Raw genomic sequence first — 25,475 nt, forward strand, 5'->3', positions numbered from 1 at the left:
CCCGCGAAGGGTATTGTTTGGGACGCGGTAGACCCGGCACACGACCGGGTGACGGATGCGGCGTCAGCGCGCCTTGAAGAGCCGGAGCTCGATTCCCCACCAGAGCAGCGCCCAGCAGCTGCCGAACGCCCATCCGGCGAGGACGTCGCTGGGCCAATGGACGCCGAGATAGACGCGGCTGACTCCGATCAGCCCGACGAGCAGCATCGCGACGGCGAGGACGAAGCCGCGCATCCGCCAGCCGCGGACGACCGGGAAGAGGAGGGTCGCCAGCGTCAGATAGACGATCGCGCTGTTGGCGGCATGGCCGCTCGGAAAGCTGTGCGAGGCCTCCTCCATCAATTGCTGGACGAGATCGGGGCGGGCGCGGGCGATCAGCACCTTGATCAGCGTCACTGCCAGCGCGCCGAGCGTGGTGGCGGCAAGGACGAGCAGCGCCGAGCGGAAGCGCCGCTGGAGCGCGAGGAAGCTGGCGGTGACGATCACCACGAGAGTCAGCACCGTGGTGCTGCCGAGCGCAGTGACGTCGCGCACCGCCGAGGGCAGCCAGTGCGGCCCGATCGGCTGTTCGGGATGGCCGGGGACGCGCAGCGCGAGGATGATCGCGCGGTCGAGCTCGGCGGCGTCGCCTTCCATGATCTCGTGCCCGAACCAGAACAGCCCGAGCAGCAACAGCGCCAGTGCGGCCAGCGCGATGATCGGCCATGGGATGCGCCGCGATGCCGCGGCCTCGGGCTTCAGTCCGGCGACGGGTTCGGGGGGCGGGCTCTCCATCCGCCCCCTAATGGCTCAGCGCCGTCAGAGTTGCACGCGCAGCGTCGCGCGCAGATCGCGCCCGGCGAGCGGGGCATAGTCCTTGAGCACGCTGGTGTGGCGGCGCGCCTCGACGTCGAAGATATTGTTCGCCGAGAGCATCAGGCTGGTGTTCGAGCCCGCCCCGAACGGCTTCCACGAGACCGAGGCGTTGACCAAGGTGAAGCCGGAGGTGGTCGTCTCGAAATCGGTGACGCGATCCTGCGCGAAGCTGTGCTCGACCTCGACCCGGCCGGTAAGCGCGTCCGACTGGGCTTCGAGCCCGCCCATCACGCGGAGCGGCGGAATGCGCGGGACCGGGCCCTGATCGACGATCTCGGCATGGACGTAATCGGCGAGCGCATCGGCGTTGATCGCGAAACCGACGAGCTGGGCCAGCTTGGCCGAGCCCTCGACCTCGAAGCCGTAATAACGGGCATCGGCCTGGTTGTACTGGAATACCGGCAGATCATCCTCGATCGCGCCGGTCGGCGCGTCGTAGATATAGTCGCTGAACCAGTTGTAATAGGCCGCGGCCGACAGGCTCCAGCCGTCGCCGGTGCCCTTGAGCGTGCCTTCGACGCCCCAAGCCTTTTCGGTGGTGAAATCGGGATTGCCGATCTCGAAGGCCTGGGTGCCGGCGTGCGGGCCGTTGGCGAACAATTCCTCCTGCGTCGGCGCGCGCTCGCTGCGCGACACGTTCACGCCGAAGCGAAGATGATCGGCCAGCGCATAGCTGGCGCCGAGCGAGGCCGAGAGGCTGTCGAAGCTGCGATCGGTGCGCGGGTTGCCGATGTCCTCGTCAGCCTGCGCGACGAGATCGTTGCGCTCGTAGCGCAGCGCCGCCTCGGCCTTGAGCTTGCCGAAGTCGAGCGACTGGAGCGTGAACAGGCCGTATTGGTTGCTCTCGGTGCGCGGCAGGAACTTCTCCTCGCCGACGATGCGCGTGTTGCGCGTCGAGAACTGGCCGCCGGTGACGCCTTCCCATTTGCCGTGCGTCTCCTGCACCAGCTCGAGCCGGCCTTCGAGACCCTGGCTGTAGAAGGTCGTGCCGACCGCGCCGGTGTCCTCGATCTCGCTGTGCTGATAATCGGCGGCGGCCAGACGCATACGGATCTGGTGGATGCCTGCGGCCTCGGTGAGGATGTCGCCGCGCACATCGAAGCGCGTCTGCTTCGCGTGCAGCCGCACGGCCTCGGCCTCGACCGACGGATCGAGCGAGTAGCGGATCGGCACGCCATAGAGGCTGTCGTAGCGCGACACCGAGAAGCCGAGGCTGCCGCGGTCGTCGACGATCGCGGCGCCGCCGGCGACGTCCCAGGTGCGCGCGGCGGTGTTGGGCACCTTGCCCTTGAGGTCGGCAAGCTCCTGGATCTCGGGATCGGCGCTGGCCGCGGCCTGCGCGCGCAGCTCGGGGGTCAATACATAGCCGCCGCTGCGCAGGTCGCCGGTCTTCGAATAGCTGCCATCGGCATGGACCACGATCTTGCCCGCCACGGGCACGTCGGCGGCGCCCGATACCGAGCGCTCGTCCGAGGCGCTGCCATAAGTCGCCATGCCGTCGAAATGGAGCGGGCTTTCGGCCATGCGGCGCGGGATGCGACTGTCGATGACGTTGACCACGCCGCCGATCGACGAGGGGCCGAACAGCAGCGCCGAAGGGCCGCGCAGCACTTCGATACGATCGGCGGTGAGCGGGTTGATGATCGCGGCGTGATCGGCCGAGGTGTTCGACACGTCGATGCTGCCGATCCCGTCGATCAGCAGCCGCGCGCGATCGCCGGTGAAGCCGCGCAGCACCGGACGCGAGGCATTGGGGCCGAACGAGGTCGCCGAGACGCCCGGCTGCGAGGCGAGCGTCTCGCCGATCGTCGGGCGCATCTCGCGAGTGAGCTCTTCGGCGGCGAGCACCGCGGTGCCGCCGAGCACATCGGCGGTGGCGCGGGCGCGCGTGCCGGTGATCACGACTTCCTGGGTCGGCTGGTCGTGGTCCTGCGTGTCGGCCGCGGGTGCGTCGGCAGGCGCGTCGCCACCGGGGCCGGCGATCGGTTTTTCCTCGGCATGGGCGGGCAAAGCGAGCAGCGCGGCAGTGGCAAGCAACAGGGTACGCAACATGGACAGATCCCGAACCAGATGATGTCGGCGCTGCGCTAACGGAGATGATATAAAGTCTCAAGCCCTTTCGTCGCAGAACGCGCGCGGACTGGCGCCGGGAACGCATGGCGGCATCCGGCCGTCGCGTCGCGGTCCTCGCGGCGATGCCATCGGGGTTCAGAACAGGCAACAAGCATGTTCGGGATTTGTGAAAATTCACGGATTGTACCAATCGACAGACGCAGAACATCCGTTATGGAGATGTGCCCGCAGCTATACTGCGTCGCTTGAAACACTTGTTATAACGATATGGAGTCGCCCATGCCGGAAGATAACGCGCTCAATGCAGTCGAGCTCGCGACCGAGCTGACAATTGCCTGGCTCGGCAATCAGAACAATCGGGTGTCGGCGGAGGAAGTTCCGGTATTTCTCCGCAACATGCACGCAACCGTCAGCGAACTATCGAGCGGAACTTCCGGTTCGGGTGGCGGTGATGAAGAGCCTGCGGCGCAGGCCGAGTTCACGCCTGCCGTATCCGTCCGCAAGTCGCTGGCGTCGAAGGATCACATCATCTCGATGATCGACGGCAAGCCGTACAAGACGCTGCGTCGGCATCTTTCGACGCACGGGCTGACGCCGGAGGATTATCGCCGCCGCTACAATCTGAAGCCGGATTATCCGATGGTGTCGGAGAATTATTCGGAAGTGCGCCGCGCGATGGCGCACAAGATCGGCCTCGGCGCGAAGGGCAGACAGGCCAAGGCCGCGACGGCGCGCGCCGACAGCCCGGCCAAGCCGAAGCGGGCGCCGCGCGCCGGCAAGACCAACTGACCTGCCAGCGCCGCGCGATCGCTCGCGCGGCGCAAACCGGCCCGGCTCCGCCTATACGGCGACCTCGGCGCTGATCGACGCGTGCGGCGCATAGTCCGCAACCTCGAAATCCTCGATGCGATAGTCGTCGATATCGGCGGCGCGGCGCGTCAGCCGCATGCCTGGAAGCGGTCGCGGCTCGCGGCCGAGCTGCAGACGCGCCTGCTCGAGATGGTTCAGATAGAGATGAACGTCGCCGCCGACCCAGACGAGCTCGCCCGGCGCGAGATCGGCCTGTTGGGCAAGCATCAACAGCAGCGCGGCGGCGCCGACGAAATTGAACGGCGCGCCGAGCAATAGATCGACCGAGCGCTGGAAGAGCAGGCAATTGAGCTTCCCGTCCGACGTCACATGATATTGATAGACCATATGACAGGGCGGCAGTGCCATCGCGCCGACCTCCGCGACGTTCCAGCCATGGAACAGCATGCGCCTGCTGGCCGGGGTCTCGCGCAGCATCCGCACGAGTTCGGCGATCTGATCATGCTCGCGGCCGTCCGGCCCGAGCCAGCGGCGCCATTGCTTGCCATAGACCGGGCCAAGGTCGCCCCAGCGCGCGGCAAAGGCGTCGTCCTCGACGATGCGCTGCTCGAATTCGAGCTGGCCGATATCCTCTCCGGTCTCGCGGCGATAGGCGGCGAGCGGCCAGTCGCTCCAGATCCTGACATTTTCGCGCAGCAAAGGCTGGATGTTGGTGCCGCCGGTGAGGAACCACAGCATTTCCTTGACCGCGGTCTTCCAGAACACGCGCTTGGTGGTGAGGATCGGCGCCGCGCCGTCCGACAGATCGAACCGCACCATCGCACCGAAGATCGAGCGCGTGCCGACGCCGGTACGGTCGACGCGCTCGTCGCCCTTGTCGAGGACCTGGGCGAGCAGATCGAGATATTGATGTTCGGGATGGCGCATCACGATGTTCTGGCTTTCTCGAGCTCGGGGGTCAGCATTGCGGGCGTCGGAAGCGACGATCGATCGATTATGGAGCTTTCCGGCGCCGCGACCGGCCCGCTTTCGATCCGATCGAGACACTGACGCATATCGCGAGCCTAGCGACGGCCGGGGCGTGCGCCAAGCCGGTCGATGTTCGTCGCAGCACCGCCGAACTGGAGCGGACTCCGTTTCGATGCGGCCGATGTGGCTGGCAGCTGTTGGCGATGCCGCTCGACGCGCTCGCAGAACCGCACCGTCTCGCCGACCCGGCCGCCGCAGGGATGTTGTTCGCGTGCCTTGCGGATGAAGCGACCGAGATATGCGTCGCGGTCTATCTGGACCCCGACCAGCGCGTGCTGGGCTTGCGCCATGCGCGTTCGGGTGCGGCCGATCGCATGGTCCTGCCGATCCGCGACATCGCGGCGGACGCGCTGGCGTTCGGCGCGGCGGCAGTGGTGGTCGCGCACAACCATCCGAGCGGCGATCCCCGTCCGAGCATCGCCGATCGCGAGGCGACGCGCCGGCTCGCGCGCGGGTTGGACGCGCTCGACATGCGGCTGCTCGACCATCTGATCGTGGCGCGCGGCGGAATCACCAGCTTTCGCCGGCTGGGATTACTCTGAGCCCTGGCCGGGCTGGACCGCCGCGGGGGTGGCGCGGGCGCCGCTCTTGCAGGCCTTGATCATGCCCGGTTCGGGGCGCTCGCCGCTCGCGCGGAAGATCGCGATATAGCCGCCCGCGGACGGCATCCGGCGCATCGAGACCAGCGCATAGCCGACCGCGCCGAACTCGCATTTGAGCAGTTCGGGCGGAGTGCCGTGATGCTCGGTGGGGCGATCGGCATCGACCACGATCACCTGCCCGTCGGGGCGCAGCGACGGCCGCAACCGCCACAGGAACTCGTAGGGACTCTCGATCTCGTGATACATGTGCACCATCAGCACGCGATCGAAGCTGGCTTCGGGCAGGCGCGGATCGGCGGGGAGGCCGAGCCGGACGCTGACATTGTCGAGCCGCTCGCGCACGACGCGCGTCGCCAGCGCGTCACGGACATCGGGAACGATGTCCTCGGCGACGACGCGGCCTTCCTTGCCGACGCGCTGGCCCAGGCGGATCGTGTAATAGCCTTCGCCCGCGCCGATATCGGCGACGGTCATGCCGGGCTTGATCCCGGCGAGGTTCATCACCTGTCCGGCCTCGTTGAGCCGGTCACGCGCCTCTTCGGTCGACCAGCGTGCCGAGACGATCGTCGCGACCGGCCGGTCGGCGGCGGGGAAGCCGGTATGCGTTTGCGCCTTTTGCTCGCGCGGCACCGCGCTGCCGCCGTCGCATGCGGCCAGCAGCATCAGGGCGCCCAGAGCGAGGGCTGACTTCAATCGACATCCTCCACTTCGACCGTCTCGCCGGTCACGCGCTGGGATAGCGCAGCCGCCATGAATGCGTCGAGGTCTCCGTCGAGCACGTCGGACGGCGCCGTGGAAGTGACGCCGGTGCGCAGGTCCTTCACCAGCTGATAGGGCTGGAGCACATAGCTGCGGATCTGGTGGCCCCAGCCGATATCGGTCTTGGTGGCGTTCTGCGCATTGGCCACGGCCTCGCGCTCGGCGAGCTCGCGCTCGTAGAGCCGGGCGCGGAGCTGGTTATAGGCCTCGGCCTTGTTCTTGTGCTGCGAACGCTGGTTCTGGCACTGGACGACGATGCCGGTGGGCAAATGGGTGATGCGCACCGCCGAATCGGTGGTGTTGATGTGCTGGCCGCCGGCGCCCGAGGCGCGATAGGTGTCGATGCGCAGCTCGCTCTCGTTGATCTCGACTTCGATATTGTCGTCGATCACCGGATAGACCCAGACGCTCGAGAAGCTGGTGTGGCGCCGCGCCGCGCTGTCATAGGGCGAGATGCGGACGAGGCGATGCACGCCGCTCTCGGTCTTGGCGTAGCCATAGGCGTTCTCGCCCTTGACCAGCAGAGTCGCCGACTTGATCCCCGCCTGCTCGCCGGCGTGATAGTCGATCAGCTCGACCTTCAAGCCGTGGCGCTCGGCCCAGCGCGTGTACATGCGCTGGAGCATGCCCGCCCAGTCCTGGCTCTCGGTGCCGCCGGCACCCGAGTTGATCTCGATATAGGTGTCGTTGGGATCGGCCTCGCCCGAGAGCAACGCCTTGACCTTGTCGACCTCGGCCCGCTCGGCGAGCGCGGCGAGCGCGGCAGTGCCTTCGCTCGCCATCTCCTCGTCGCCTTCGGCCTCGGCCATCTCGATCAATTCGGCGGTGTCGTTGAGCTCGGTCTCAATCGCGCGCGTCGCGCTGACCGCCTCGTCGAGGCGGCGGCGCTCGCGCATCACGTCCTGCGCGGCCTTGGCGTCGTTCCACAAGGTCGGGTCCTCGACGCGCGCGTTGAGCTCGTCGAGCCGGCGCAGCGCGCGGTCCCAATCGAGGAAGCGCCGCAGCAGCGCCAGCGCCGCCTTGATGTTGTCGACATGAGCCTGCGCTTCGGCGCGCATATTCAATAACTCCAAATCATTCCGTCATCCCGGCGAAAGCCGGGATCTCGCGCCTCAGGCCCTGCACGCGGCCTGAGATCCCGGCGTTCGCCGGGATGACGATATAGGAAGCGCGCTAGTAGATTCCGCCCTCGCGTTGCAAGAAGTCGCTGTCGCCGGGCGCCTGGGTGGCGGGCGCGGCCTTTTTCTCGACGGCCTTTTTCTCGACCTCTTCCTCCGCGCCGGTGCGACGGCGGCGCTGCGGCTCGACCTCGGGCTTGAAGGCTTCCCAGATGATCGAGGCGAGCGGATCGTTGGTCGGCCAGCCGCCGGCCACCGGACGTCCGCTGGCGCGATCGATGCGCACCATCCGGATCCCGGCGGGCGCAGTGAAGGGCAGCACTTCCATGCCTTTGAAGGCGGGGAGGGCGAATTGCTTGAAGATCGGCGCGGCGATCGAGCCGCCCTGGGCATAGCCACCGAGATTGGTCGGATTGTCATAGCCCAGATAGAGCCCGCCGATCATCTGCGGGGTGCCGCCGACGAACCACACGTCGGTCGGCCCCGAGGTGGTGCCGGTCTTGCCCATGATCGGCCGGCCGAGATCGCGCAGCACGGTGGCGGTGCCGCGCTGGACGACGCCCTCGGCGATGTGGACGATCTGATAGGCGCTCATCGGCTCGACCAGCTGGCGCGCCCGCGTCACCGGCCGCGGCATCGGCCCGCCGTCCCAGTCGCGCGCGTTGCAGCGGTCGCAGGCGCGCCAGTTCTCGGGCCAGATCACCTCGCCGCGGCGGTTCTGGACGAAGTCGATCACCGTCGGATTGAGCGCGCGGCCGTGATTGACGAGGATCGAATAGGCATTGACCATCCGCATCACGGTGGTCTCGCCCGCGCCGAGCGCATAGCTGAGATAGGTCGGGAATTTCTGCTTCGAGACGCCGACGCGCTGGATCAGATCGACGACATGTTCCATGCCGATCTGATTGGCGACCTGCACCGTCATCAGGTTGCGCGACTGCTCGACGCCCCAGCGCAGCGTCTTGGGGCCGGCGCCGCGCTGATTGCCGAAATTGCGGAAGCATTTGTTGCCGAGCCCGGCGCCCTGCCAGACGCAGAACGGCCCGTCGACGACGATCGAGGCGGGGGTTAGCCCCTGTTCCATCGCAGCGGCATAGACGAGCGGCTTGATCGTCGAGCCCGGCTGGCGCTGCGCCTGGGTGGCGCGGTTGAACGACTGGATGCGCGAATCGAAGCCGCCCTGCATCGCCAGCACGCGGCCGTTGCGCGGGTCCTCGACCACCATGCCGCCCGAGACGCGCGGGATCGAGCGGAGCGACCAGCTACCGCCATCGGGCGCGACCGCGATGATGTCGCCCGGCTTGATCGCATCGTACGCCGCGCCGCCCTTGCCGCGCACCGGCATGGTCGCGAGATCGCGCGGCAGCGTGCCGGTCTGGCCGTTGTCGAAGCCGATCTGCCAGCCGCCGGCGCCGCGCTCGATCGCCACGGCGGCACGCCAGTCCTCGTAATCGACGCCGATATTGGTGTTGAGGAAGGGCTGGAGCCAGCCCTTCTCGACCTCGACATGATTGATCGGGCCCGACCAGCCACGCCCGCGATCATAGCGGAGCAGGCCGTCGCGCAGCGCTTTCTGGGCATATTGCTGGAGACGCGGATCGAGCGAGGTGCGCACCCACAGGCCGCCGCCATAGACGCTGTTGGGTCCGTCCTCGGCCTGCTCGCCGAACTTGTCGATCAGCTGGCGGCGGACCTCCTCCACGAAATAGCCGCCGACCCGCTCGTAGCGCGGGGTCTGGCGCGGGATCGTGCCCAAGGGCTCGGCGCGCGCCGCGTCGCGCTCGGGGGCAGAGATGAACCCATTGTCGTGCATCTCGCCGAGCACCCAGTTGCGCCGCTCCAGCGCGCGTTCGGTGTAGCGATCGGGATCGTAATTGGCCGGCCCCTTGGGCAGGATCGCGAGATAGGCCATTTGCGGAAGGCTGAGCTGGTCGAGCTCCTTGCCGAAATAGGCCTGGCTCGCCGCCTCGACGCCGCCGGCGTTGCGGCCGAGCTCGATCGAGTTGAGATAGAGCTCGAGGATCTGCTGCTTGGAAAGCGTGCTTTCGATCTTGTAGGCGAGGATCGCCTCCTTGAGCTTGCGGACCGGCGAATATTCGCTGCCGATCAGCAGGTTCTTGGCGACCTGCTGGGTGATCGTCGAGCCGCCACGCGCGCGCTGGCCGCTGCCCATCTTGGTGACGTAATCGACGACGGCGCCCGCGGTGCCCGGAAGGTCGACGCCGTAATGGCTGAAGAAGGTCTTGTCCTCGGCCGAGAGGAACGCCTCGACCAGCTGCTTCGGATATTCGGCATAGCTCAGCTGGACGCGGCGCTCGCGGGCATAGCTGTGGATCGGCAGGCCGTCGACCGAGCGGACATTGGTCGGCAGCGGCGGCTCATAGGCGCGCAGCGTGTCGACCGAGGGAAGATTGCGCGCGACGAGCAGCCAGATCAGGAACCAGAACACCCCGGCGAGCAGCGCCAGCCAGGCGAGGATTCGGAACCACCACCGACGATGCACACGCTGGTACCAGCCGCGGATACCCCCGGCCCCACGCTTGATCGTCACCGTTTCGCTGGAAATACTGCCGTCCGCCATGCGGGGTGCGGTGTAGCAACTTTCTCGGGCGAAGAAACCCGATCAAAACGCCACCGAAACCAACCCGCCGCATTCGCCTCTATAAGAGGTCGGTGGGGATTGCAGAAACAGCCGGATCAGCGCGACGCCATGCGGGTCGCGAAATGGATCTCGACCGCCTTGCGGACGCTCTGGGCGACCTTGCGCTGCCCTTCGCTCGAGGCGAGGAAATCGGCATCGGCGCTATTCGAGATATAGCCGGTCTCGAACAGCACCGAGGGCATATCGGGCGCCTTCAGGACCATCAGCGACGCCATCCGGTGGTAGTTGGCCTTGATCGGCATCAGCGGCTGCGCCTCGCGGCCGAGCAGGCGCGCGAAATTGGCGCTGGCGTTCATCGTCTCGCGCTGGGTAAGATCGATCAGGATCGACGAGATGTCGGGGCTGGCGGCGCCGAGATCGACCCCGGCGAGGATATCGGCCTTGTTCTCGCGCGCGGCGAGCCGGGCGGCTTCCTTGTCCGAAGCGACTTCGGAGAGCGTGTAGACGGTCGCGCCCGTCGCCTCGGGATTGCCGGCGCTGTCGCAATGGATCGAGATGAACAGATCGGCCTTGAGCCGCCGCGCGAGGCCGTAGCGCTCCTGGAGCACGAGGAAGCGATCGTCGTCGCGGGTCAGCGCGACGCGGACGCGGCCCGAGGCGAGCAGCGAATCGCGGACCGCACGGGCCACCTGCAAGGTGAGATCCTTCTCGCGCAGCCCGCCATCGTTCGAGAGCGCGCCGGGGTCGTGGCCGCCATGACCGGCGTCGATCACCACCAGCGGCTTGCCCGCCGCGCCATAGACGCGCGGCAGCGGCGCCCGCGAAAGCCGCTTCGGCACGGCCATCGCCACGCTATAGGGGTGGCGGCTCGCCGGCTGGAGATAGGTGAAGGGTGGCAGGAAGCTCATCCGACGCTCGGCCGCGGCGCGTGCGAAGCGTTCGTCGTCGACGGTTCTGAGCTGGAGCGTGAGCGTGCGCCCGTCGCTGCCGAAGCTGCCTTCGGACACGATCGCGGGGCGCGCGAGGTCGAACACGATGCGCGCGCCATCGCCCTGCGCGCCCTGACGAATCTTCGCGACCGCGCCGCCCGTGATCGCGACGCGACCGGGCTCGGCGCCGGAGACATCGAGCGCGATGCGCTGCGGTCCAGCAAGAAGGAAGGCGCTCGCCCGGGCGACCGGCGCGTCGAATTTCACGACGACGCGATCGCCCTGCACGCGCACTTCCTGCACGGCGCCTGCCCAACTCGGCACCCCGGTCAACCAGCCGGAGAGAAGGGCAAGCAGGAATAGCACCCGCGCGATATGCCGCGCCGGGCCGTGAAGGGTCCAGCCCAAATGCATGAAGATCAACTCTCGAACACGTCTTCCCTGACGGAATCGGGATAGAGAAGGACCTTCAAATCGAAGTGAAACAGCTTGGTTAACCGGCATAAATCTGCCGGAGGGCGGCAGGTGATTGCCGCTGCGGTTCATTGCACTTAAGCACCCGCTCGTGGTTGCCGCATGGCCCGGGGGGTGCTAGCAGGAGTTCGCTCCGACCCTTGTATCGGAGCCTATCCGCGACAAAATCCGTCGCGACAGTTCAGGTTGACGCTCGCATGAGGCAATTTCCCCATCGTCCCACCCGCCAGGCCCAGGTGGCCGGCCGCGGGACGATGGTGGAGCTTCCGGACCACGCGTCCGGACGTGCCTGGCGAGCAGCAGCAGTTTTCGAAACCTGCGAGACCACAGCCGGCGTCGCCGGCCAAGGCCGCAATTTGTATCGCGCGCACGCGCCCCTTCCTCACAGGGACAACACAGTCTTCAGGGGTTCAGGCCGGCGCGCCCGGAGAACAATAAATGACCATGCGTATGCTGATCGACGCACGCCACCGGGAGGAAACCCGTGTGGCCGTCGTCAAAGGGAGCCGGATCGAGGAGTTTGACTTCGAGTCTGCCGAGCGCAAGCAGCTCAAGGGCAATATCTATCTAGCCAAGGTCACCCGGGTCGAACCGTCGCTTCAGGCGGCGTTCGTCGACTATGGTGGCAACCGCCACGGCTTCCTCGCCTTCTCGGAAATCCATCCCGATTACTACCAGATCCCCAAAGAGGATCGCGAGGCGCTGCTTCGCGAAGAGGCCGAGCATGCCGCCGAGGAAGCCGCGCTGCGCGCGCAGGATGACGCCGACGACGACGAGCATCTCGAGGCCGAGGACGGCGTAGAGGTTCTCGAGCGCCCGCACGACGACGAGGAGCATGACGACGAGACCGACGGCGAGACCGCCGAGGGCGAGGAAAGCGCCGAGGGCGATCACGGGCGCGGCCGGGGCCGTCGCCGCGGGCGTGGCGGCAAGGAAGACGAGGCCGAGGCGCTGCGCCAGCGCCGCATGAACCTGCGTCGTCGCTACAAGATCCAGGACGTGATCCGCCGCCGTCAGGTGCTGCTGGTCCAGGTCGTCAAGGAAGAGCGCGGCAACAAGGGCGCGGCGCTGACCACCTATCTCAGCCTCGCCGGCCGTTACTGCGTGCTGATGCCCAACACCGCGCACGGCGGCGGCATCTCGCGCAAGATTTCGTCGGCTGCCGATCGCAAGCGGCTCAAGACGATCATGTCGGACCTCAAGCTGCCGCCGACGATGGGCTGCATCGTCCGCACCGCGGGGCTCCAGCGCACCAAGACCGAGATCAAGCGCGACTTCGACTATCTCGCCCGGCTGTGGGACGGGATTCGCGAGGAGACGTTGCGATCGTCGGCGCCGGCGCTCGTCTATGGCGACAGCGATCTGCTCAAGCGCGCGATCCGCGACATCTACAACAAGGACATCGACGAGGTGATCGTCGAGGGGGAGGACGGCTATCGCCAGGCCAAGGAGTTCATGCGGCTCCTGATGCCCAGCCACGCCCGCAAGGTGAAGCAATACGCCGATGCGGTGCCGCTGTTCCAGCGCGCCGGGGTCGAGGAGCAATTGTCGGCGATGTACCATCCGGTGGTGCAGCTCAAATCGGGCGGCTATCTGGTGATCAACCCGACCGAGGCGCTCGTCTCGATCGACATCAACTCGGGCCGCTCGACGCGCGAGCATTCGATCGAGCAGACCGCGACCCAGACCAACCTCGAAGCCGCGCAGGAAATCGCGCGCCAGCTGCGGCTGCGCGACATGGCCGGGCTCGTCGTCATCGACTTCATCGACATGGATCACGGATCCAACGTCCGTAAGGTCGAGAAGGCGATGAAGGAGGCGCTCAAGAACGATCGCGCGCGCATCCAGGTCGGCCGCATCTCGGCGTTCGGCCTGATGGAGATGAGCCGCCAGCGGCTGCGCACCGGCGTGCTCGAGGCTTCGACCCGCCAGTGCCCGCATTGCGAAGGCACCGGGCTGGTCCGCACCGCTTCGTCGGCAGGGCTCTCGGCGCTGCGCATGATCGAGGACGAAGCCGCCCGCGGCCGCGGCTCGCAGCTGGTGCTGCGCGCCAGCCAGGAAGCCGCTTTCTACGTGCTCAACCGCAAGCGTTCGGAGCTTGCCGAGATCGAGGATCGCTACGGCGTGATGGTCGAGGTCGCGTCGGACGGTGAGCTCGAGGGCGCGCGCATGTCGGTCGAATCGAGCGGGCCGCCGCCGGCGCATGCGCCCCGGATCGAGCGCCTCGTCGAAGAGCCCGAAGACGATTATGTCGAGGAAGTCGACGAAGAGGAGATCGAGGAGGAAGAGGCCGAGGCGCCCCGCGCGCGTCAGCCCCGCGAGGCGCGCGAGCGTGACGAAGGCGACGGCGAGGGGCGCGGCAAGCGTCGCCGCCGCCGGCGTGGTCGCGGTCGGCGGGGTCGCGAGAACGAGGTCGAGGGCGGCGAGGACACGTCCGAGGCCGAAGCAGGCGAGGGCGAGGACGATATCGCCGAGACCGAGACCGAAGCCGATGGTGCCGAAGCTGCCGAGGGCGAGCGTGACGAGGCCGGCGAGGCCGGTCGCAAGCGCCGTCGTCGCGGCCGTCGCGGCGGTCGTCGCGGTGCCGGCCATGGCGAGGACGGGGTTGCCGAGGCAGCCGAAGGCGAAGCGGCCGAGGCGCCGGTGAGCGACGTGGCGGCGCTGGCGGAAGCCGAGCCGGCAGTCGAGGCCGTCGAGGCACCCGCGAAGCCGAAGCGCAGCCGTCGCAAGAAGGCCGATGCCGAGGCGCCGGCAGAGGCAGAGGCAGTCGAAGCGGCACCCGCGGCCCCGGCAGCCGAGCCGATTGCCGAGGAAGCTCCGGCCGAGAAGCCGAAGCGCAGCCGTCGCAAGAAGGCCGATGCCGAAGCGGCGCCCGTCGAGGCGGCCGCGGCGCCGGCGGCTGAGGCGGTGATCGCCGATGCGCCGGCCGAGAAGCCGAAGCGTAGCCGTCGCAAGGCAGCTGCGCCGACGCCCGAGGCCGTAGCGGAGGCGCCTGCCGAGGCCGAGCCGGTGGCGCAGGATCTCGCGCCCGAGGCGAACGAAGCCGAAGGCGACGGCGATGCCAATCCCGACGGCACGCCGCGCCGTGGCTGGTGGCAGCGGACCTTCGGCGCCTGATGCCGAACGAGCGGGCGTGCCCCGGGCACGCCCGCTCGCAGGCTGGCTTCACGACATGTTCATCGCGGATATTCGACACCAGCCTTATCCCAGGAGCGTGCCCCGATGATGAAGCGCCTCGCGGCCCTGACGGCCCTGCTTTGCCTGTGCTGCTTCGCGGCGCGGCCCGCGATGGCGCAGTCGGTGCTGCGCGACGCCGAGACCGAGGCGCTGCTTGCCGACATGTCGCGGCCGCTGATCGAGGCGGCGGGGCTTTCGCCCGCCAATGTCCGCGTCGTGCTGGTCAATGATCCGTCGATCAACGCCTTCGTCGCGGGCGGCCAGATCGTGTATATTCATTCGGGGCTGATCGACGCCGCCGATAGCGCCAACGAAGTCCAGGGCGTGATCGCGCACGAGATCGGCCATATCGTCGGCGGCCATGCCGTGTTCCAGAATGACGGCGGTTACACCAACATCTCGATCCTCAGCCTGTTGCTCGGCGCCGCGGCGATGGCGGCGGGCGCGGGCGAGGCGGGCACCGGCATCCTGATGATGGGCCAGCGCGCCGCGATCGGCAAATATCTCGCGTTCAGCCGCGTGCAGGAATCCTCGGCCGATGCCGCGGGCGTTCGTTTCATCACCACCGCCGGGATCAGCGGCAAAGGCATGCTCAGCTTCTTCGACAAGCTGACCGCGCAGATGCACCGCTACGGATATTACGCGACCGCGAGCAATCCCGAGGTCGATCCCTTCGCGCAGACTCACCCGATGTCGGCCGATCGCGTCGAGAATCTCAAGGCCGATCTGCAATCGGCGCCATCGTGGAACAAGCCGATCGATGCGAAGATCGAGCAACGCTTCAAGCGCGTGCAGGCCAAGCTGCGCGGCTATGTCAACGAGCCCGAGGCGACGCTGCGGCGCTACCCAGCCACCGACCAGTCGGCGCCGGCGCATTATGCGCGCGCCTATGCCTATCACAAATCGGGCTATCCGGAGCAGGCGGCGGCCGAGACCGCGGCTTTGGTCAAGACCGCGCCCGACGATCCCTATTTCCTCGAGCTCGAGGGCCAGATCCTGCTCGAATCGGGCAAGCCTGCCGAGGCATTGAGTCCGCTGCGCGAGGCCACGCGCCGCTCGAACAACCAGCCGCTGATCGCCGCGACCTTCGGCCACGCGCTGCTCGCGACCGAGGACAAGGCCAATCTCGGCGAGGCCGAGACCGTGCTGCGCCAGGCCGTCGCGCGCGATAAGGAGAACCCGTTCGCCTGGATGCAGCTCGGCACCGTCTATGAGCGCAAGGGCGACGAGCCGCGCACCGCGCTCGCCACCGCCGAGCGTGCGCATCTGATGGGCGATGTGCGCACCGCGCTGGTGAGCGCGCGCTCGGCGATGGCGAACCTGCCCCAAGGTTCGAGCGACTGGGTGCGCGCGCAGGACATCGCGATGGTCGCGCAGACCGCGATGGAAGAGCAGAAGAAGAAGCGCCGATTCCAATGAGCGGGAGATTGTTGCGCAACCCGCTGGCCCTCGCCGGCGCGATGCTGGTATCCGCCCTGCTCGGCGCGGGTGCCTTCGCCCTGCTGTTGAGCTGGATGCCCGGTCTCGCCGGTCCCGCGATCCGCGGCTATCTGCTCGAGCATCCCGAAGTGCTGCCCGAGGCGATGGACCGGCTCCAGGCGCGCGAGACGGCGCGCTACGAAAAGGCGCAGCAAGGCGCGCAAGCTGCCGTGCCGCAGCATCGCGCGCAGCTCGAAACGCCCTTTGCCGGTGCCTGGGCGGGCAATCCGAAGGGTGACGTCACCGTGGTGGCGTTCATGGACTATGCGTGCGGCTATTGCCGCGCGAGCCTGCCGGGGATCGAGGAGCTGCTCGCCAAGGATCCGAACGTGCGCGTCGTCTATCGCGAATTCCCCGTGCTCGGCCCCGAGAGCGTGCTCGCCGCGCGCTGGGCGCTGGCGGCGGCCGGGCAGGGCAAGTTCCGCGCCTTCCACGACGCGCTGTTCGCTGCCGGTCAGCCCAGCGCCGAGAATATCGCCCTCGCTGTCGAAAAGGCCGGCCTCGACAAGGCAGTGGCGACCAAGGCGATCGAGTCGAAGCCGGTCGAGCAGGAGATCGCGGCGAACCACAAATATGGCGAGCTGCTCGCGATGACCGGCACTCCGAGCTGGGTGGTGGGCGGCAAGCTGCTCAGCGGCGCGCGCGACTATGCCGGGCTGGCAGCGGCGGTCGCCGAGGCGCGGGCGGCGAAATAGGCGGCTACCTGCCGATCCGGCGCTCCTGCCTTGCCGGATCACGCGCCGCTTTTCGACGCTGATTTGGGACACGTGCTTGTCGTGCCCCCTATCCGACCCTACGTAACGGCTCCGTTCCGGTCCGGGGTTCTCCATGCAATCTATCTTGTCGGTTTCGCAGGTCAGCAAGACCTATGCGTCGGGGCAGAAGGCGCTCGAGCATGTCGATCTGGAGATTCGCCGCGGCGAGATCTTCGCGCTGCTCGGCCCGAATGGCGCCGGCAAGACGACGCTGATCAGCATCATCTGCGGTATCGTCACGCCGAGCTCGGGGACGATCCTCGTCGACGGGCATAACGCGATCCGCCATCCGCGCGAGGCACGCTCGCGCATCGGGCTGGTGCCGCAGGAATTGTCGGTCGACATGTTCGAAACGGTTGCGGCGACGATGCGCTTCAGCCGCGGCCTGTTCGGCAAGGCGCCCGACAAGGCGCATACCGAGCAGGTGCTGCGCGATCTGTCGCTCTGGGACAAGCGCGATGCCAAGATCATGGAGCTGTCGGGCGGCATGAAGCGCCGCGTGCTCATCGCCAAGGCGCTGAGCCACGAGCCCGACATCCTGTTCCTCGACGAGCCCACCGCCGGCGTCGACGTCTCGCTGCGCCGCGACATGTGGAAGCTGATCGGATCGCTGCGCGCGCGCGGCGTCACCATCATCCTCACCACCCACTATATCGAAGAGGCCGAGGAAATGGCCGATCGGGTGGGGGTGATCAACAAGGGCCAGCTGCTCCTCGTCGAGGACAAGGCTGCGCTGATGAAGAAGCTCGGCAAGCGCGAGATGGATCTGTCGCTGGTCGAGCCGCTTTCCGAAGTGCCCGCGGGGCTGGAGGAATGGCATCTCAGCCTCGAGGACGAAGGCCATCGGCTGCGCTACGTGTTCGACGCGCAGGCCGAGCGCACCGGCATCCCGTCGTTGCTGCGCAAGCTCGGCGAGCTGGGCATCGCATTCAAGGATCTCGACACCTCCAAGTCGAGCCTCGAGGATATTTTCGTCGACCTGGTGGAGAAGCGCTGATGACCGGCATCAACCTGCACGGCATCTGGGCGATCTATCGCTTCGAGATGGCGCGGACGCTGCGCACGCTGTGGCAGAGCGTCGCCACCCCGGTGATCACCACCTCGCTCTATTTCATCGTGTTCGGCGGGGCGATCGGCAGCAAGATCGACGCGATCGGCGACGTCAACTACGGCAGCTTCCTCGTCCCCGGGCTGATCATGCTGACCTTGCTCACCCAGAGCATCTCGAACGCCTCGATCGGCATCTACTTCCCGAAATTCACCGGCACGATCTTCGAACTGCTCTCGGCGCCGATCTCGGCGATCGAGCTGGTGGTCGGCTATGTCGGCGCGGCGGCGACCAAATCGGTGGTGATCGGACTGATCATCCTGATCACCTCGGCCTTCTTCGTCGATCTGCGGATCGATCATCCGGTGGCGATGATCGCCTTTCTGGTGCTGACCTCGGTGGCGTTCAGCATGTTCGGCTTCATCATCGGGGTATGGGCCAAGGGATTCGAGCAGCTGAGCTTCGTGCCGGCGCTGCTGATCACCCCGCTGACCTTTCTCGGCGGCGCCTTCTACTCGATTGACATGCTCCCCGAGCCGTGGCGGACGGTGAGTCTGTTCAACCCGGTGGTCTATCTCGTCAGCGGTTTCCGCTGGAGCTTCTTCGGCGCCGGCGATGTCAGCGTCGGCTGGAGCCTCGGGGTGACCGGCTTCTTCCTGCTGCTCTGCCTCGGGCTGATCGTCGCGATCTTCCGGACCGGATACCGGCTCAAGAACTAGGGTCCGCGCGCCCTCGCCATTCCGTCACCCCGGCCTTGTGCCGGGGTCCACTGTGCGGCAGGCGAGGCCGTCGAGCTTCCGGCTTCTCCCGGCGTCGTGGACCCCCGCGCAAGGGCGGGGGTGAGGAAAGGCGAAGATATGTGGCGGCAGATGGACGCGAGCGACCTCGCTACGGTGTCGGCGATCTCCGATGCGGTGCACGGCCGCTTCACCGAGCCGGTAGCAGTCTATGCGGAGCGGCTGGCGCTGTGGCCGGAGGGCTGCCGCGTGCTCGAGCGGGACGGTGCGGTCGTCGGCTATCTGGTCAGCCATCCATGGTATCGTGAGGCGCCACCGAAGCTCGGGGCGATGCTCGGCGCGATTCCTTCCGATGCCGACGCCTATTATCTCCACGACATCGCCTTGCTGCCGGTCGCGCGCGGGGCCGGTGCGAGCAAGGCGGCGCTCGACTTCGTCAAGGCGCAGACCCGGACGCTGGGGCTGGTCGACATCGCGCTGATGGCGGTGGGCGGCGCCGATCGCTTCTGGGCCGCCCAAGGCTTCGCCTATGTTCCGCGCGACGCCGATCCGTCCTACGGCGAGGATGCGTTTCTGATGCTCGGCGCGGTCCTGCCTATTTGACCACCGGCAGCGTCACCAGCGAGCCGCCGCAGACGCGCTGGGTCGCCTTGACGAAGTCCTCGGGCGCCGCCTTGTAGATGTTGGGCACGAACTTCTGCGGATTGCGGTCGACCACGGGGAACCAGCTCGACTGGACCTGCACCATCAGCCGGTGGCCCTTTTTGAAGACATGGTCGTGGCTGCGCAGCGGCACGTCCCATGCGACGACCTGGTTCGGCGTCAGCGGCGTCGCCTTCTCGAAGCTCTGCAGATAGCGGCCCCGCCGCACCTCCATCGCGATCGGGAACTGGTAGCCGTTGAGCGTGCGCGGATAATCGCCGAGCGCGCCTTTCGGAGCAGGTTCGTAATCGTCGGGGAGGACGTCGATCAGCTTGACCACGAAATCGCTGTCGGTGCCCGAGGTCGACGCCATCAGCTTCGCGGCGATCTCGCCGGTGACGGTCAGATCCGCCTCGAGCGGCGCGCTGACGTAGCTGAGCACGTCGGGGCGGTGATCGACGAAGCGCTGGTCGGCGGCTTCCCACCAGCGCCATTCCTGCGACGGATAGGTGCGCGAGATCGGGCGCTCGCGGAACGGCACCGGATTGGCCGGGTCGGAGACATATTCGCGGCACTGCCCGGCATCGGCGGGCGGCGTGAACGACAGCGTGCCGTCGCTCTGTAGATAGAGGTTGGTCGCGGTCGTGCCCGGGGCCGGCCATTTGGGATAGGACTTCCACTCCCACGAGCCGCTCTGGAACATCCGCGCCTCGCCGGTCGGCCTGGCGCCCTTGCCGTGCAGCCAATGCGCGAAGAACGGCGCCTCGATGTCGCGCATGAACTCGGTGCCGCTCTCCTTGCCGTGCTTGATATAGCCGACATCATAGCCCATCGAATGCCAGGTGCCGTGCGCCCAGGGGCCGGCGACGATCATGTTGAGACCGTCGGGGTCCTGTGCCTCCATCTTCTCATAGATCTTCCACGTGCCGAGCGGATCCTCCTGATCCCAGAAGCCGGCGACGTGGAGCGTCGGCACGGTGGTGCGGCCGAGTTGCTCGGTCCAGCGCTGGCGCTTCCAGAAATCGTCGTAATCGGGATGCTCGATCATCGCAGTGAACTGGGGCACCGTTCCCTTGAAGTAGAGCTTGTCGAGATTGGCGATCGGACCGAGCTTGAGGAACCACTCATAGCTGTCGACCGGGGCCTTGCCGCCATAATCGAAGTCGTTGCCCTGGTCGTTGTTCTGCAGGCTGAACAGCCAGTCGGTCAGATAGGAGAGCCGCGCCGCGCCGTAGCGGTGGAGATCGTCGTTGATCCACCAGTCGTTCCACGCCGCCTGCGGGCTCACTGCCTTGAGCGCCGGGTGCGGCCGGGCGAGCGCCACCGCCGAGGCATAGCCCGGATAGGAGACGCCCCACATGCCGACCTTGCCGTTGTTGTCGGCGACGTTCTTCACCAGCCAGTCGACGGTGTCGTACGCGTCGGTGGCCTCGTCGACGCCTTTCTTGCCCTTGGCATCGAGCGCCATCGACATCCTGAAGTCGCCGTCCGACTTGAACTGGCCGCGCATGTTCTGAAAGACGATGATGTAGCCATCCTCTTGCAGAAAGCGGATCGTGTTGGGCATCTTGGGCGGCGCGGCGTCGGGCACGCCGTACGGAGTGCGCTGGAGCAGGATCGGAAGCTTGCCGGTCTTGCCCTTGGGCCGCCAGATCACGGTCTGCAGCTTGGCGCCGTCGCGCATCGGCACCATCACCTCTTCGAAGGTGAAGGGCGATTCCTCCGCGGCAGTGGCAGGCGCCGCTTGCTGGCGCGCGGGCGCGGCCGCCATCGGAAGCGCGGCGACGCTTGCCGCGAGCACGATCATCAGCTTGTTCATTTCGATCCCCGTCCGGTTTGTGCCGGACTAGAGAAGCGCGCCACGCGCCTGTCAATCGGCGCGGTCGAAGCTCGTCGCGCGATCGTAGGGGTCAGTCGAGCCGATGCTCGCCCTTGACCCAGCGGACCGTGCCCGAGCTGGCGCGCATCACCACGCTTTCGGTGGTCATCTTGCCGCGCACGCGCTTGACGCCTTCGAGCAGCGAGCCGTCGGTGACGCCAGTGGCGGCGAAGATGCAGTCGCCCTTGGCGAGATCGGTGAGGTCGTAGATCTTGTCGAGATCGTCGATCCCCCATTTGCGCGCGCGGGCGCGCTCGTCGTCGTTGCGGAACAGCAGCCGGCCCTTGAACTGGCCGCCGACGCAGCGCAGCGCCGCGCAGGCGAGCACGCCCTCGGGGGCGCCGCCCGAGCCCATGTACATGTCGATCGTCGTGTCGGGATTGGTGGTGGCGATCACCCCCGCCACGTCGCCGTCGCCGATCAGCACGATGCCGCAGCCGATCGATCGCAGCTCGGCGATCAGCTTCTCGTGGCGCGGCCGATCGAGCACGCAGACGATGATCTCGTTGGGCGCGACGCCCTTGGCCGCGGCGAGCGCCTTGACGTTGTCGGTCGGCGATTTGGCGAGATCGATCACGCCGTCGGGATAGCCGGGGCCGACCGCGATCTTGTCCATATAGACGTCGGGCGCATTGAGCAGGCAGCCATGCTCGGCGACGGCGAGCACCGCGAGCGCGTTGGGGCCGGCCTTGGCGCAGATCGTGGTGCCTTCGAGGGGGTCGAGCGCGATGTCGATCTTGGGGCCGGTGCCGATCGCCGAGCCGACCTTCTCGCCGATGAACAGCATCGGCGCCTCGTCGCGCTCGCCTTCGCCGATCACCACGGTACCGTCCATGTAGAGCGAATTGAGCGCCTCGCGCATCGCCTCGACCGCGACATGATCGGCGGCCTTTTCGTCGCCGCGACCGACGAGGCTCGACGCGGCGATCGCCGCGGCTTCGGTGACGCGCACCATTTCGAGCACGAGGACACGGTCGAGAACATGGCTGGCGGTCGGCATCGGCTGGGGATCCCCTTACAGAATGGGGTCGCGATAGGAGGCGCAGGTTGCAGTGTCGAGGCTGCTAGCGCTGTCAGGCCGATCGCAATTTCGCCACAACCGCGCGCCAGCCTCGCTTCGTCGCAAGCGGGGAGCGAATCGCGATGTTCTTGCCGTTGCTGCTGCTGCTTCAGGACGCGCCCGCGCTCGAGACGGCAATCGCCGACGCCCGGGCGAAAACCGCCGGCGACGTGCCGTGCCGGGCGACCACGGAGGAAGGCGAGGTCGTCATCTGCAAGCTGCGCGACGCCGATCGCTATCGCGTGCCTTTCGTCGCGCCCGGAAGACAGGAGCTGCCCGATCAGCGCGTCGCGCGGCTGGTCGGCCAGCGCACCGAGCCCGAATGCGGGCAGGGCGCCTTCATGGCGCATTGCGGGTTCGTCGGCGCCAGCGTTTCGGTCGGCGGGCGCGGGCTCCAATGGGTGGAGCGCAAGCTGGCGCCCTGATCACTCGCCGAGGATGTGCATCCACATCGGCTCGCCGACGAGGCTCTGCGAGCCGCGCAGCTTGTCGAGCGCCTGCGCGACGCTGCGCTCGGGCCCTTCGTGCGTGACGATCGCGACGAGCACGCTGCCATCGGCCTGCGCGCCGCGCTGGATCAGGCTCTCGATCGAGACCCCGGCATCGCGCATCGCCGCGGCGATCTCGGCGAGCACGCCGACCTTGTCGGCGACGGTGAGGCGGACATAGGCACGCGCACGCCGCTCGCCGCTATCGGCCGCGTCCTGCGCGGCGAGCGCGTCGGCGGGCATCGCATAGGGCGGGCCGAATTCGCCGCGGGCGATGTCGATCAGATCGGCGACCACGGCGCTGGCGGTTGGGCCGTCGCCTGCGCCGGCGCCCTGGAACAGCAGCCGGCCGACGAAATTGCCTTCGGCGACGACCGCGTTGGTCGAGCCGAGAACGTGCGCGAGCGGGTGGCTGAGCGGCACGAGATGCGGATGGACGCGCTGGAACAGCCCGTGCGGGCCGGCATCGGCGACGCCGAGCAGCCGGATGCGATAGCCGAGCGCCGCGGCCTCGGCGATGTCGGCGGCGATGACGTGGCGCACGCCGGTGATCGCGACATCGTCGAACGCGGGCTGCGCACCGAAGGCGACGCTGGCGAGGATCGAGAGCTTGTGCGCGGCGTCGACGCCGTCGATGTCGAAGCTCGGATCGGCCTCGGCATAGCCCAATGCCTGCGCCTCGCTCAGGATCTCGGCGAAGTCGCGGCCCTCGGCCTCCATCTTGGAGAGGATGAAATTGCAGGTGCCGTTGAGGATGCCGTAGACGCGGCCGATCACGTTCGCGGCGGCGCCTTCGCGCAGCCCCTTGATCACCGGCACGCCGCCGGCGACCGCGGCTTCGAACTTGAGCGCGAGATTGGCGGCCTCGGCGGCGCGCGCGAGCTCGAGCCCGTGATGCGCGATCATCGCCTTGTTGGCGGTGACGAGGCTCTTGCCTGCGGCCAGCGTCGCGCGGGCGAGCGCCAGCGCCGGGCCGTCCGAGCCGCCGACCAGCTCGACCACCACGTCCGCCTGCGGGTGCCGCGCCAGCTCGGCGGGATCGTCGATCCAGTCGAAGCGCGCGATGTCGACCCCGCGATCCTTGGTCCGGTCGCGCGCCGAGACCGCCACCACTTCGATCGGCCGCCCCGCGCGCCGTGCGATCAGCTCGCCATTGGCGTCGAGCAGGCGAATCACGCCCGCACCCACGGTTCCAAGGCCGGCAAGTGCGATGCGGAGCGGTTCGGTCATGTTCTCTCTCACTCCCCTCCCTGCAAGGGAGGGGCTGGGGGTGGGTGCGAGCGTCAGCGAGCCCTTCGACGTCTGACGTGAAAGCGGCGAGCGGGGCATCGAGCCCCGCCCGCCGCAACCCACCCCTAACCCCTCCCTTGCAGGGAGGGGAATTAGATTTTCTATTTCTTGATCAGCCCGATCTCGGCGAGGCGCTCGGCGAGATAGTCGTGCGCGGTGATCGGCGGCTCGCGCTCGGGGTTCTGCGCGGTGACGCACCCAGGCAGCGCCTTGATCAGGAAATCGGGCGCGGGATGCAGGAAGAACGGCATCGAATAGCGCGAATGGCCGCGGCGCTCGGCCGGCGGGTTGACCACGCGGTGCGTGGTCGAGGGCAGGACATGGTTGGTCAGCCGCTGCAGCATGTCGCCGACATTGACCACCATCGCGCCCTCGGGCGGCTTGACCGCGAGCCATTTGCCGTCGCGGTCGAGCAGCTCGAGCCCGGCTTCCTCGGCGCCGAGCAGCAGCGTGATCAGGTTGATGTCCTCGTGCGCGCCGGCGCGGACCTCGGGGGCGTTGGCGTCGACCGGCGGATAGTGGAGCAGGCGGAGCACCGAATTGCCGTCCTTGACCGCGGAGTCGAACCAGTTCGGCGCGAGCCCCAGATAGCGCGCGACCGCCGAGAGCAGCTTGTCGCCGGCATCGTCGAACGCCTGGAACAGCGTCAGGAAGGTATCGCGGAAGCCCTCCGGCCGGTCGGGCCAGATATTGGGCGACATCGAATCCTCGAAGCGGTGGCCCTTCGCCAGCTCGCGGCCGACATGCCAGAACTCCTTGAGGTCGACATATTGCGCGCCCTTGGCGATCTCGGTCTTGAACGGCGTATAGCCGCGCGCGCCGCCGCCGCCCTCAACGAAATAGCCGCGCTTCTCGTCCTCGGGGAGGTCGAAGAACGCCTTGGTCGCCGCCCAGGCGCGCTCGATCAGCGCCTGCGGGACGCCGTGATCCTTGACCACGGCGAAGCCGAAGCGCTGGAAGGACTGGCCAAAGGCCTGGGCGAAGCCATCGGGATCGGACTGCTGATCGGCGAGCGACAGCGTCGGGATTTCGTTCAAAGTGTCGAGCATGCGAGTCTCCGGAATTGGAGACCGCTTAGACCCGCAGGCCGGTGCCGAACAAGCGGCTCGGCACCGCTATTTGCTGCCGACCTCGAGCCGCCCCTTCGTCTTCTGATCGCCCTCCGCGCCGAGCTGGAGCCGGAACGGGTCGCCTTCGTCGGTGCTGCCCTTGAGCCCGGTGCCGTCCGCCTCGACCCGGAAGCCGCGCGCGGTCATCTTGTCGCGGAACCAGCCTTGCACCGTCGCCAGCGGCGCCGGGCTCTCGAAGGTCACGTCGACCGTGCCCTCGTCCTTGCCGCCATCGCCCGAGTTGGCGTCGACGTTGAGCGCCTTGACCTGCGAATTCGGATAGAGCTTCACCCCGTTGAGGTCGAAATTCTCGGCATTGACGTGAATCTGGGGCAGTTTGATCGAGCCTTCGAAGCCCGGAACCTTGATCGCCGCCTGGCCATTGCCGTCGGTGGAGACCGTGGTCGAGCTGCCGTTCTCGTCCGATTTGGCGTTGATCTTGATGCTCGTCCCGGTTCCCGAGCCGTCGCAGGCGGCGAGCGGGAGCAGCGGCAGTAGCAGGGCGAGGCGAAGCATCGCGGATCTCCGTTGGCGTATTATGTATGCAATACACTAGCGCC

At 67.5% G+C, this 25,475-nt stretch carries 21 protein-coding genes; 9 read left to right on the forward strand and 12 right to left on the reverse strand.

Annotated features, from left to right (window positions below):
• Positions 1-63: 63 nt before the first annotated feature.
• Positions 64-774 carry a phosphatase PAP2 family protein gene (locus E5A74_RS11220; protein WP_135984882.1) on the reverse strand — a complete coding sequence of 237 codons (711 nt, stop codon included), beginning with the start codon at positions 772-774 and terminating at the stop codon, positions 64-66.
• A 24-nt stretch (positions 775-798) separates the two neighbouring features.
• Positions 799-2,907, reverse strand: coding sequence for a TonB-dependent receptor (locus E5A74_RS11225; RefSeq protein WP_135984884.1), 2,109 nt, complete (start codon positions 2,905-2,907; stop codon positions 799-801).
• Positions 2,908-3,207: 300 nt separating this feature from the next.
• On the opposite strand from E5A74_RS11225, the gene E5A74_RS11230 reads away from it, so the two are divergent.
• The gene (locus E5A74_RS11230) at positions 3,208-3,717 is read left to right on the forward strand and encodes a Ros/MucR family transcriptional regulator (RefSeq protein ID WP_135984886.1); all 510 of its coding nucleotides are present in this window, start codon (positions 3,208-3,210) and stop codon (positions 3,715-3,717) included.
• A gap of 51 nt (positions 3,718-3,768) precedes the next feature.
• Here the strand turns inward: E5A74_RS11230 and E5A74_RS11235 are convergent, their stop codons facing one another.
• A complete protein-coding gene (locus E5A74_RS11235) occupies positions 3,769-4,665 on the reverse strand; it encodes a thymidylate synthase (protein ID WP_135984888.1) in 897 nt (298 codons plus the stop codon).
• 245 nt (positions 4,666-4,910) lie between these two features.
• Between E5A74_RS11235 and E5A74_RS11240 the strand changes: the two genes are divergently transcribed.
• On the forward strand, positions 4,911-5,309 hold the full coding sequence (locus E5A74_RS11240) for a JAB domain-containing protein (RefSeq protein WP_135985180.1): 399 nt from the start codon (positions 4,911-4,913) through the stop codon (positions 5,307-5,309).
• On the opposite strand, the gene E5A74_RS11245 is transcribed toward E5A74_RS11240, so the two are convergent.
• The 4 genes from E5A74_RS11245 to E5A74_RS11260 form a co-directional block, all read right to left on the reverse strand.
• Positions 5,301-6,032, reverse strand: coding sequence for a class I SAM-dependent methyltransferase (locus E5A74_RS11245; RefSeq protein WP_135985182.1), 732 nt, complete (start codon positions 6,030-6,032; stop codon positions 5,301-5,303). The two genes, E5A74_RS11240 and E5A74_RS11245, sit on opposite strands and share 9 nt — an antisense overlap.
• Before the next feature lie 26 nt (positions 6,033-6,058).
• Positions 6,059-7,186 carry a peptide chain release factor 2 gene (gene prfB / locus E5A74_RS11250; RefSeq protein ID WP_135984890.1) on the reverse strand — a complete coding sequence of 376 codons (1,128 nt, stop codon included), beginning with the start codon at positions 7,184-7,186 and terminating at the stop codon, positions 6,059-6,061.
• A gap of 115 nt (positions 7,187-7,301) precedes the next feature.
• The gene (locus tag E5A74_RS11255; RefSeq protein ID WP_135984892.1) at positions 7,302-9,827 is read right to left on the reverse strand and encodes a penicillin-binding protein 1A; all 2,526 of its coding nucleotides are present in this window, start codon (positions 9,825-9,827) and stop codon (positions 7,302-7,304) included.
• Positions 9,828-9,943: 116 nt separating this feature from the next.
• Positions 9,944-11,191: an N-acetylmuramoyl-L-alanine amidase gene (locus E5A74_RS11260; protein ID WP_135984894.1), complete on the reverse strand. Its 1,248-nt coding sequence runs from the start codon at positions 11,189-11,191 to the stop codon at positions 9,944-9,946.
• Positions 11,192-11,689: 498 nt separating this feature from the next.
• Between E5A74_RS11260 and E5A74_RS11265 the strand changes: the two genes are divergently transcribed.
• The 6 genes from E5A74_RS11265 to E5A74_RS11290 all read left to right on the forward strand — a co-directional run bounded on the left by E5A74_RS11265 (position 11,690) and on the right by E5A74_RS11290 (position 19,050).
• The gene (locus tag E5A74_RS11265) at positions 11,690-14,368 is read left to right on the forward strand and encodes an Rne/Rng family ribonuclease (RefSeq protein ID WP_240699764.1); all 2,679 of its coding nucleotides are present in this window, start codon (positions 11,690-11,692) and stop codon (positions 14,366-14,368) included.
• A gap of 108 nt (positions 14,369-14,476) precedes the next feature.
• Positions 14,477-15,847, forward strand: coding sequence for a M48 family metalloprotease (locus E5A74_RS11270; protein ID WP_135985186.1), 1,371 nt, complete (start codon positions 14,477-14,479; stop codon positions 15,845-15,847).
• Entirely contained in the window at positions 15,844-16,602 is a 759-nt protein-coding gene (locus E5A74_RS11275; RefSeq protein ID WP_135984896.1) for a DsbA family protein, read from the forward strand. The genes E5A74_RS11270 and E5A74_RS11275 overlap by 4 nt, the downstream gene beginning before the upstream one ends.
• A 133-nt stretch (positions 16,603-16,735) precedes the next feature.
• On the forward strand, positions 16,736-17,659 hold the full coding sequence (locus tag E5A74_RS11280; protein ID WP_135984898.1) for an ABC transporter ATP-binding protein: 924 nt from the start codon (positions 16,736-16,738) through the stop codon (positions 17,657-17,659).
• Positions 17,659-18,429, forward strand: a complete 771-nt coding sequence (locus E5A74_RS11285; RefSeq protein ID WP_135984900.1) for an ABC transporter permease — start codon at positions 17,659-17,661, stop codon at positions 18,427-18,429. Before E5A74_RS11280 ends, E5A74_RS11285 begins: the two co-directional genes overlap by 1 nt.
• Before the next feature lie 150 nt (positions 18,430-18,579).
• On the forward strand, positions 18,580-19,050 hold the full coding sequence (locus E5A74_RS11290) for a GNAT family N-acetyltransferase (RefSeq protein ID WP_240699765.1): 471 nt from the start codon (positions 18,580-18,582) through the stop codon (positions 19,048-19,050).
• Here E5A74_RS11290 and E5A74_RS11295 read toward each other — a convergent pair.
• Entirely contained in the window at positions 19,043-20,908 is a 1,866-nt protein-coding gene (locus E5A74_RS11295) for a CocE/NonD family hydrolase (protein WP_135984904.1), read from the reverse strand. The two genes, E5A74_RS11290 and E5A74_RS11295, sit on opposite strands and share 8 nt — an antisense overlap.
• 91 nt (positions 20,909-20,999) lie before the next feature.
• Positions 21,000-21,968 (reverse strand): class II fructose-bisphosphatase, encoded by a 969-nt coding sequence (glpX, locus tag E5A74_RS11300; protein WP_135984906.1) that lies wholly within the window; start codon positions 21,966-21,968, stop codon positions 21,000-21,002.
• Positions 21,969-22,111: 143 nt separating this feature from the next.
• On the opposite strand from glpX, the gene E5A74_RS11305 reads away from it, so the two are divergent.
• A complete protein-coding gene (locus E5A74_RS11305; RefSeq protein ID WP_135984908.1) occupies positions 22,112-22,453 on the forward strand; it encodes a hypothetical protein in 342 nt (113 codons plus the stop codon).
• Here E5A74_RS11305 and E5A74_RS11310 read toward each other — a convergent pair whose 3' ends face one another.
• From E5A74_RS11310 to E5A74_RS11320, 3 genes are all read right to left on the reverse strand, one after another.
• Positions 22,454-23,746, reverse strand: coding sequence for a homoserine dehydrogenase (locus tag E5A74_RS11310; protein WP_135984910.1), 1,293 nt, complete (start codon positions 23,744-23,746; stop codon positions 22,454-22,456).
• A 161-nt stretch (positions 23,747-23,907) separates the two neighbouring features.
• Positions 23,908-24,855 carry an isopenicillin N synthase family dioxygenase gene (locus E5A74_RS11315; RefSeq protein WP_135984912.1) on the reverse strand — a complete coding sequence of 316 codons (948 nt, stop codon included), beginning with the start codon at positions 24,853-24,855 and terminating at the stop codon, positions 23,908-23,910.
• Positions 24,856-24,921: 66 nt separating this feature from the next.
• The gene (locus E5A74_RS11320) at positions 24,922-25,431 is read right to left on the reverse strand and encodes a hypothetical protein (RefSeq protein ID WP_135984914.1); all 510 of its coding nucleotides are present in this window, start codon (positions 25,429-25,431) and stop codon (positions 24,922-24,924) included.
• Positions 25,432-25,475: the final 44 nt, after the last annotated feature.

The organism is Sphingomonas naasensis (assembly GCF_004792695.1).
GTDB classification, from domain to species: Bacteria; Pseudomonadota; Alphaproteobacteria; order Sphingomonadales; family Sphingomonadaceae; genus Sphingomonas; species Sphingomonas naasensis.

Excerpts from the sequence above, each read along its gene's own strand:
- E5A74_RS11295 (WP_135984904.1), bottom strand. The coding sequence starts at position 20,908 with ATGAACAAGCTGATGATCGTGCTCGCGGCAAGCGTCGCCGCGCTTCCG.
- E5A74_RS11265 (WP_240699764.1), top strand. The coding sequence starts at position 11,690 with ATGACCATGCGTATGCTGATCGACGCACGCCACCGGGAGGAAACCCGT.
- prfB (WP_135984890.1), bottom strand. The coding sequence starts at position 7,186 with ATGCGCGCCGAAGCGCAGGCTCATGTCGACAACATCAAGGCGGCGCTG.
- E5A74_RS11310 (WP_135984910.1), bottom strand. The coding sequence starts at position 23,746 with ATGACCGAACCGCTCCGCATCGCACTTGCCGGCCTTGGAACCGTGGGT.
- E5A74_RS11320 (WP_135984914.1), bottom strand. The coding sequence starts at position 25,431 with ATGCTTCGCCTCGCCCTGCTACTGCCGCTGCTCCCGCTCGCCGCCTGC.
- E5A74_RS11255 (WP_135984892.1), bottom strand. The coding sequence starts at position 9,827 with ATGGCGGACGGCAGTATTTCCAGCGAAACGGTGACGATCAAGCGTGGG.
- E5A74_RS11275 (WP_135984896.1), top strand. The coding sequence starts at position 15,844 with ATGAGCGGGAGATTGTTGCGCAACCCGCTGGCCCTCGCCGGCGCGATG.
- E5A74_RS11315 (WP_135984912.1), bottom strand. The coding sequence starts at position 24,855 with ATGCTCGACACTTTGAACGAAATCCCGACGCTGTCGCTCGCCGATCAG.
- E5A74_RS11285 (WP_135984900.1), top strand. The coding sequence starts at position 17,659 with ATGACCGGCATCAACCTGCACGGCATCTGGGCGATCTATCGCTTCGAG.
- E5A74_RS11260 (WP_135984894.1), bottom strand. The coding sequence starts at position 11,191 with ATGCATTTGGGCTGGACCCTTCACGGCCCGGCGCGGCATATCGCGCGG.
- E5A74_RS11305 (WP_135984908.1), top strand. The coding sequence starts at position 22,112 with ATGTTCTTGCCGTTGCTGCTGCTGCTTCAGGACGCGCCCGCGCTCGAG.
- E5A74_RS11290 (WP_240699765.1), top strand. The coding sequence starts at position 18,580 with ATGGACGCGAGCGACCTCGCTACGGTGTCGGCGATCTCCGATGCGGTG.
- E5A74_RS11245 (WP_135985182.1), bottom strand. The coding sequence starts at position 6,032 with ATGCTGCTGGCCGCATGCGACGGCGGCAGCGCGGTGCCGCGCGAGCAA.
- E5A74_RS11280 (WP_135984898.1), top strand. The coding sequence starts at position 16,736 with ATGCAATCTATCTTGTCGGTTTCGCAGGTCAGCAAGACCTATGCGTCG.
- E5A74_RS11270 (WP_135985186.1), top strand. The coding sequence starts at position 14,477 with ATGAAGCGCCTCGCGGCCCTGACGGCCCTGCTTTGCCTGTGCTGCTTC.
- E5A74_RS11225 (WP_135984884.1), bottom strand. The coding sequence starts at position 2,907 with ATGTTGCGTACCCTGTTGCTTGCCACTGCCGCGCTGCTCGCTTTGCCC.
- E5A74_RS11235 (WP_135984888.1), bottom strand. The coding sequence starts at position 4,665 with ATGCGCCATCCCGAACATCAATATCTCGATCTGCTCGCCCAGGTCCTC.
- E5A74_RS11230 (WP_135984886.1), top strand. The coding sequence starts at position 3,208 with ATGCCGGAAGATAACGCGCTCAATGCAGTCGAGCTCGCGACCGAGCTG.
- glpX (WP_135984906.1), bottom strand. The coding sequence starts at position 21,968 with ATGCCGACCGCCAGCCATGTTCTCGACCGTGTCCTCGTGCTCGAAATG.
- E5A74_RS11240 (WP_135985180.1), top strand. The coding sequence starts at position 4,911 with ATGCCGCTCGACGCGCTCGCAGAACCGCACCGTCTCGCCGACCCGGCC.
- E5A74_RS11220 (WP_135984882.1), bottom strand. The coding sequence starts at position 774 with ATGGAGAGCCCGCCCCCCGAACCCGTCGCCGGACTGAAGCCCGAGGCC.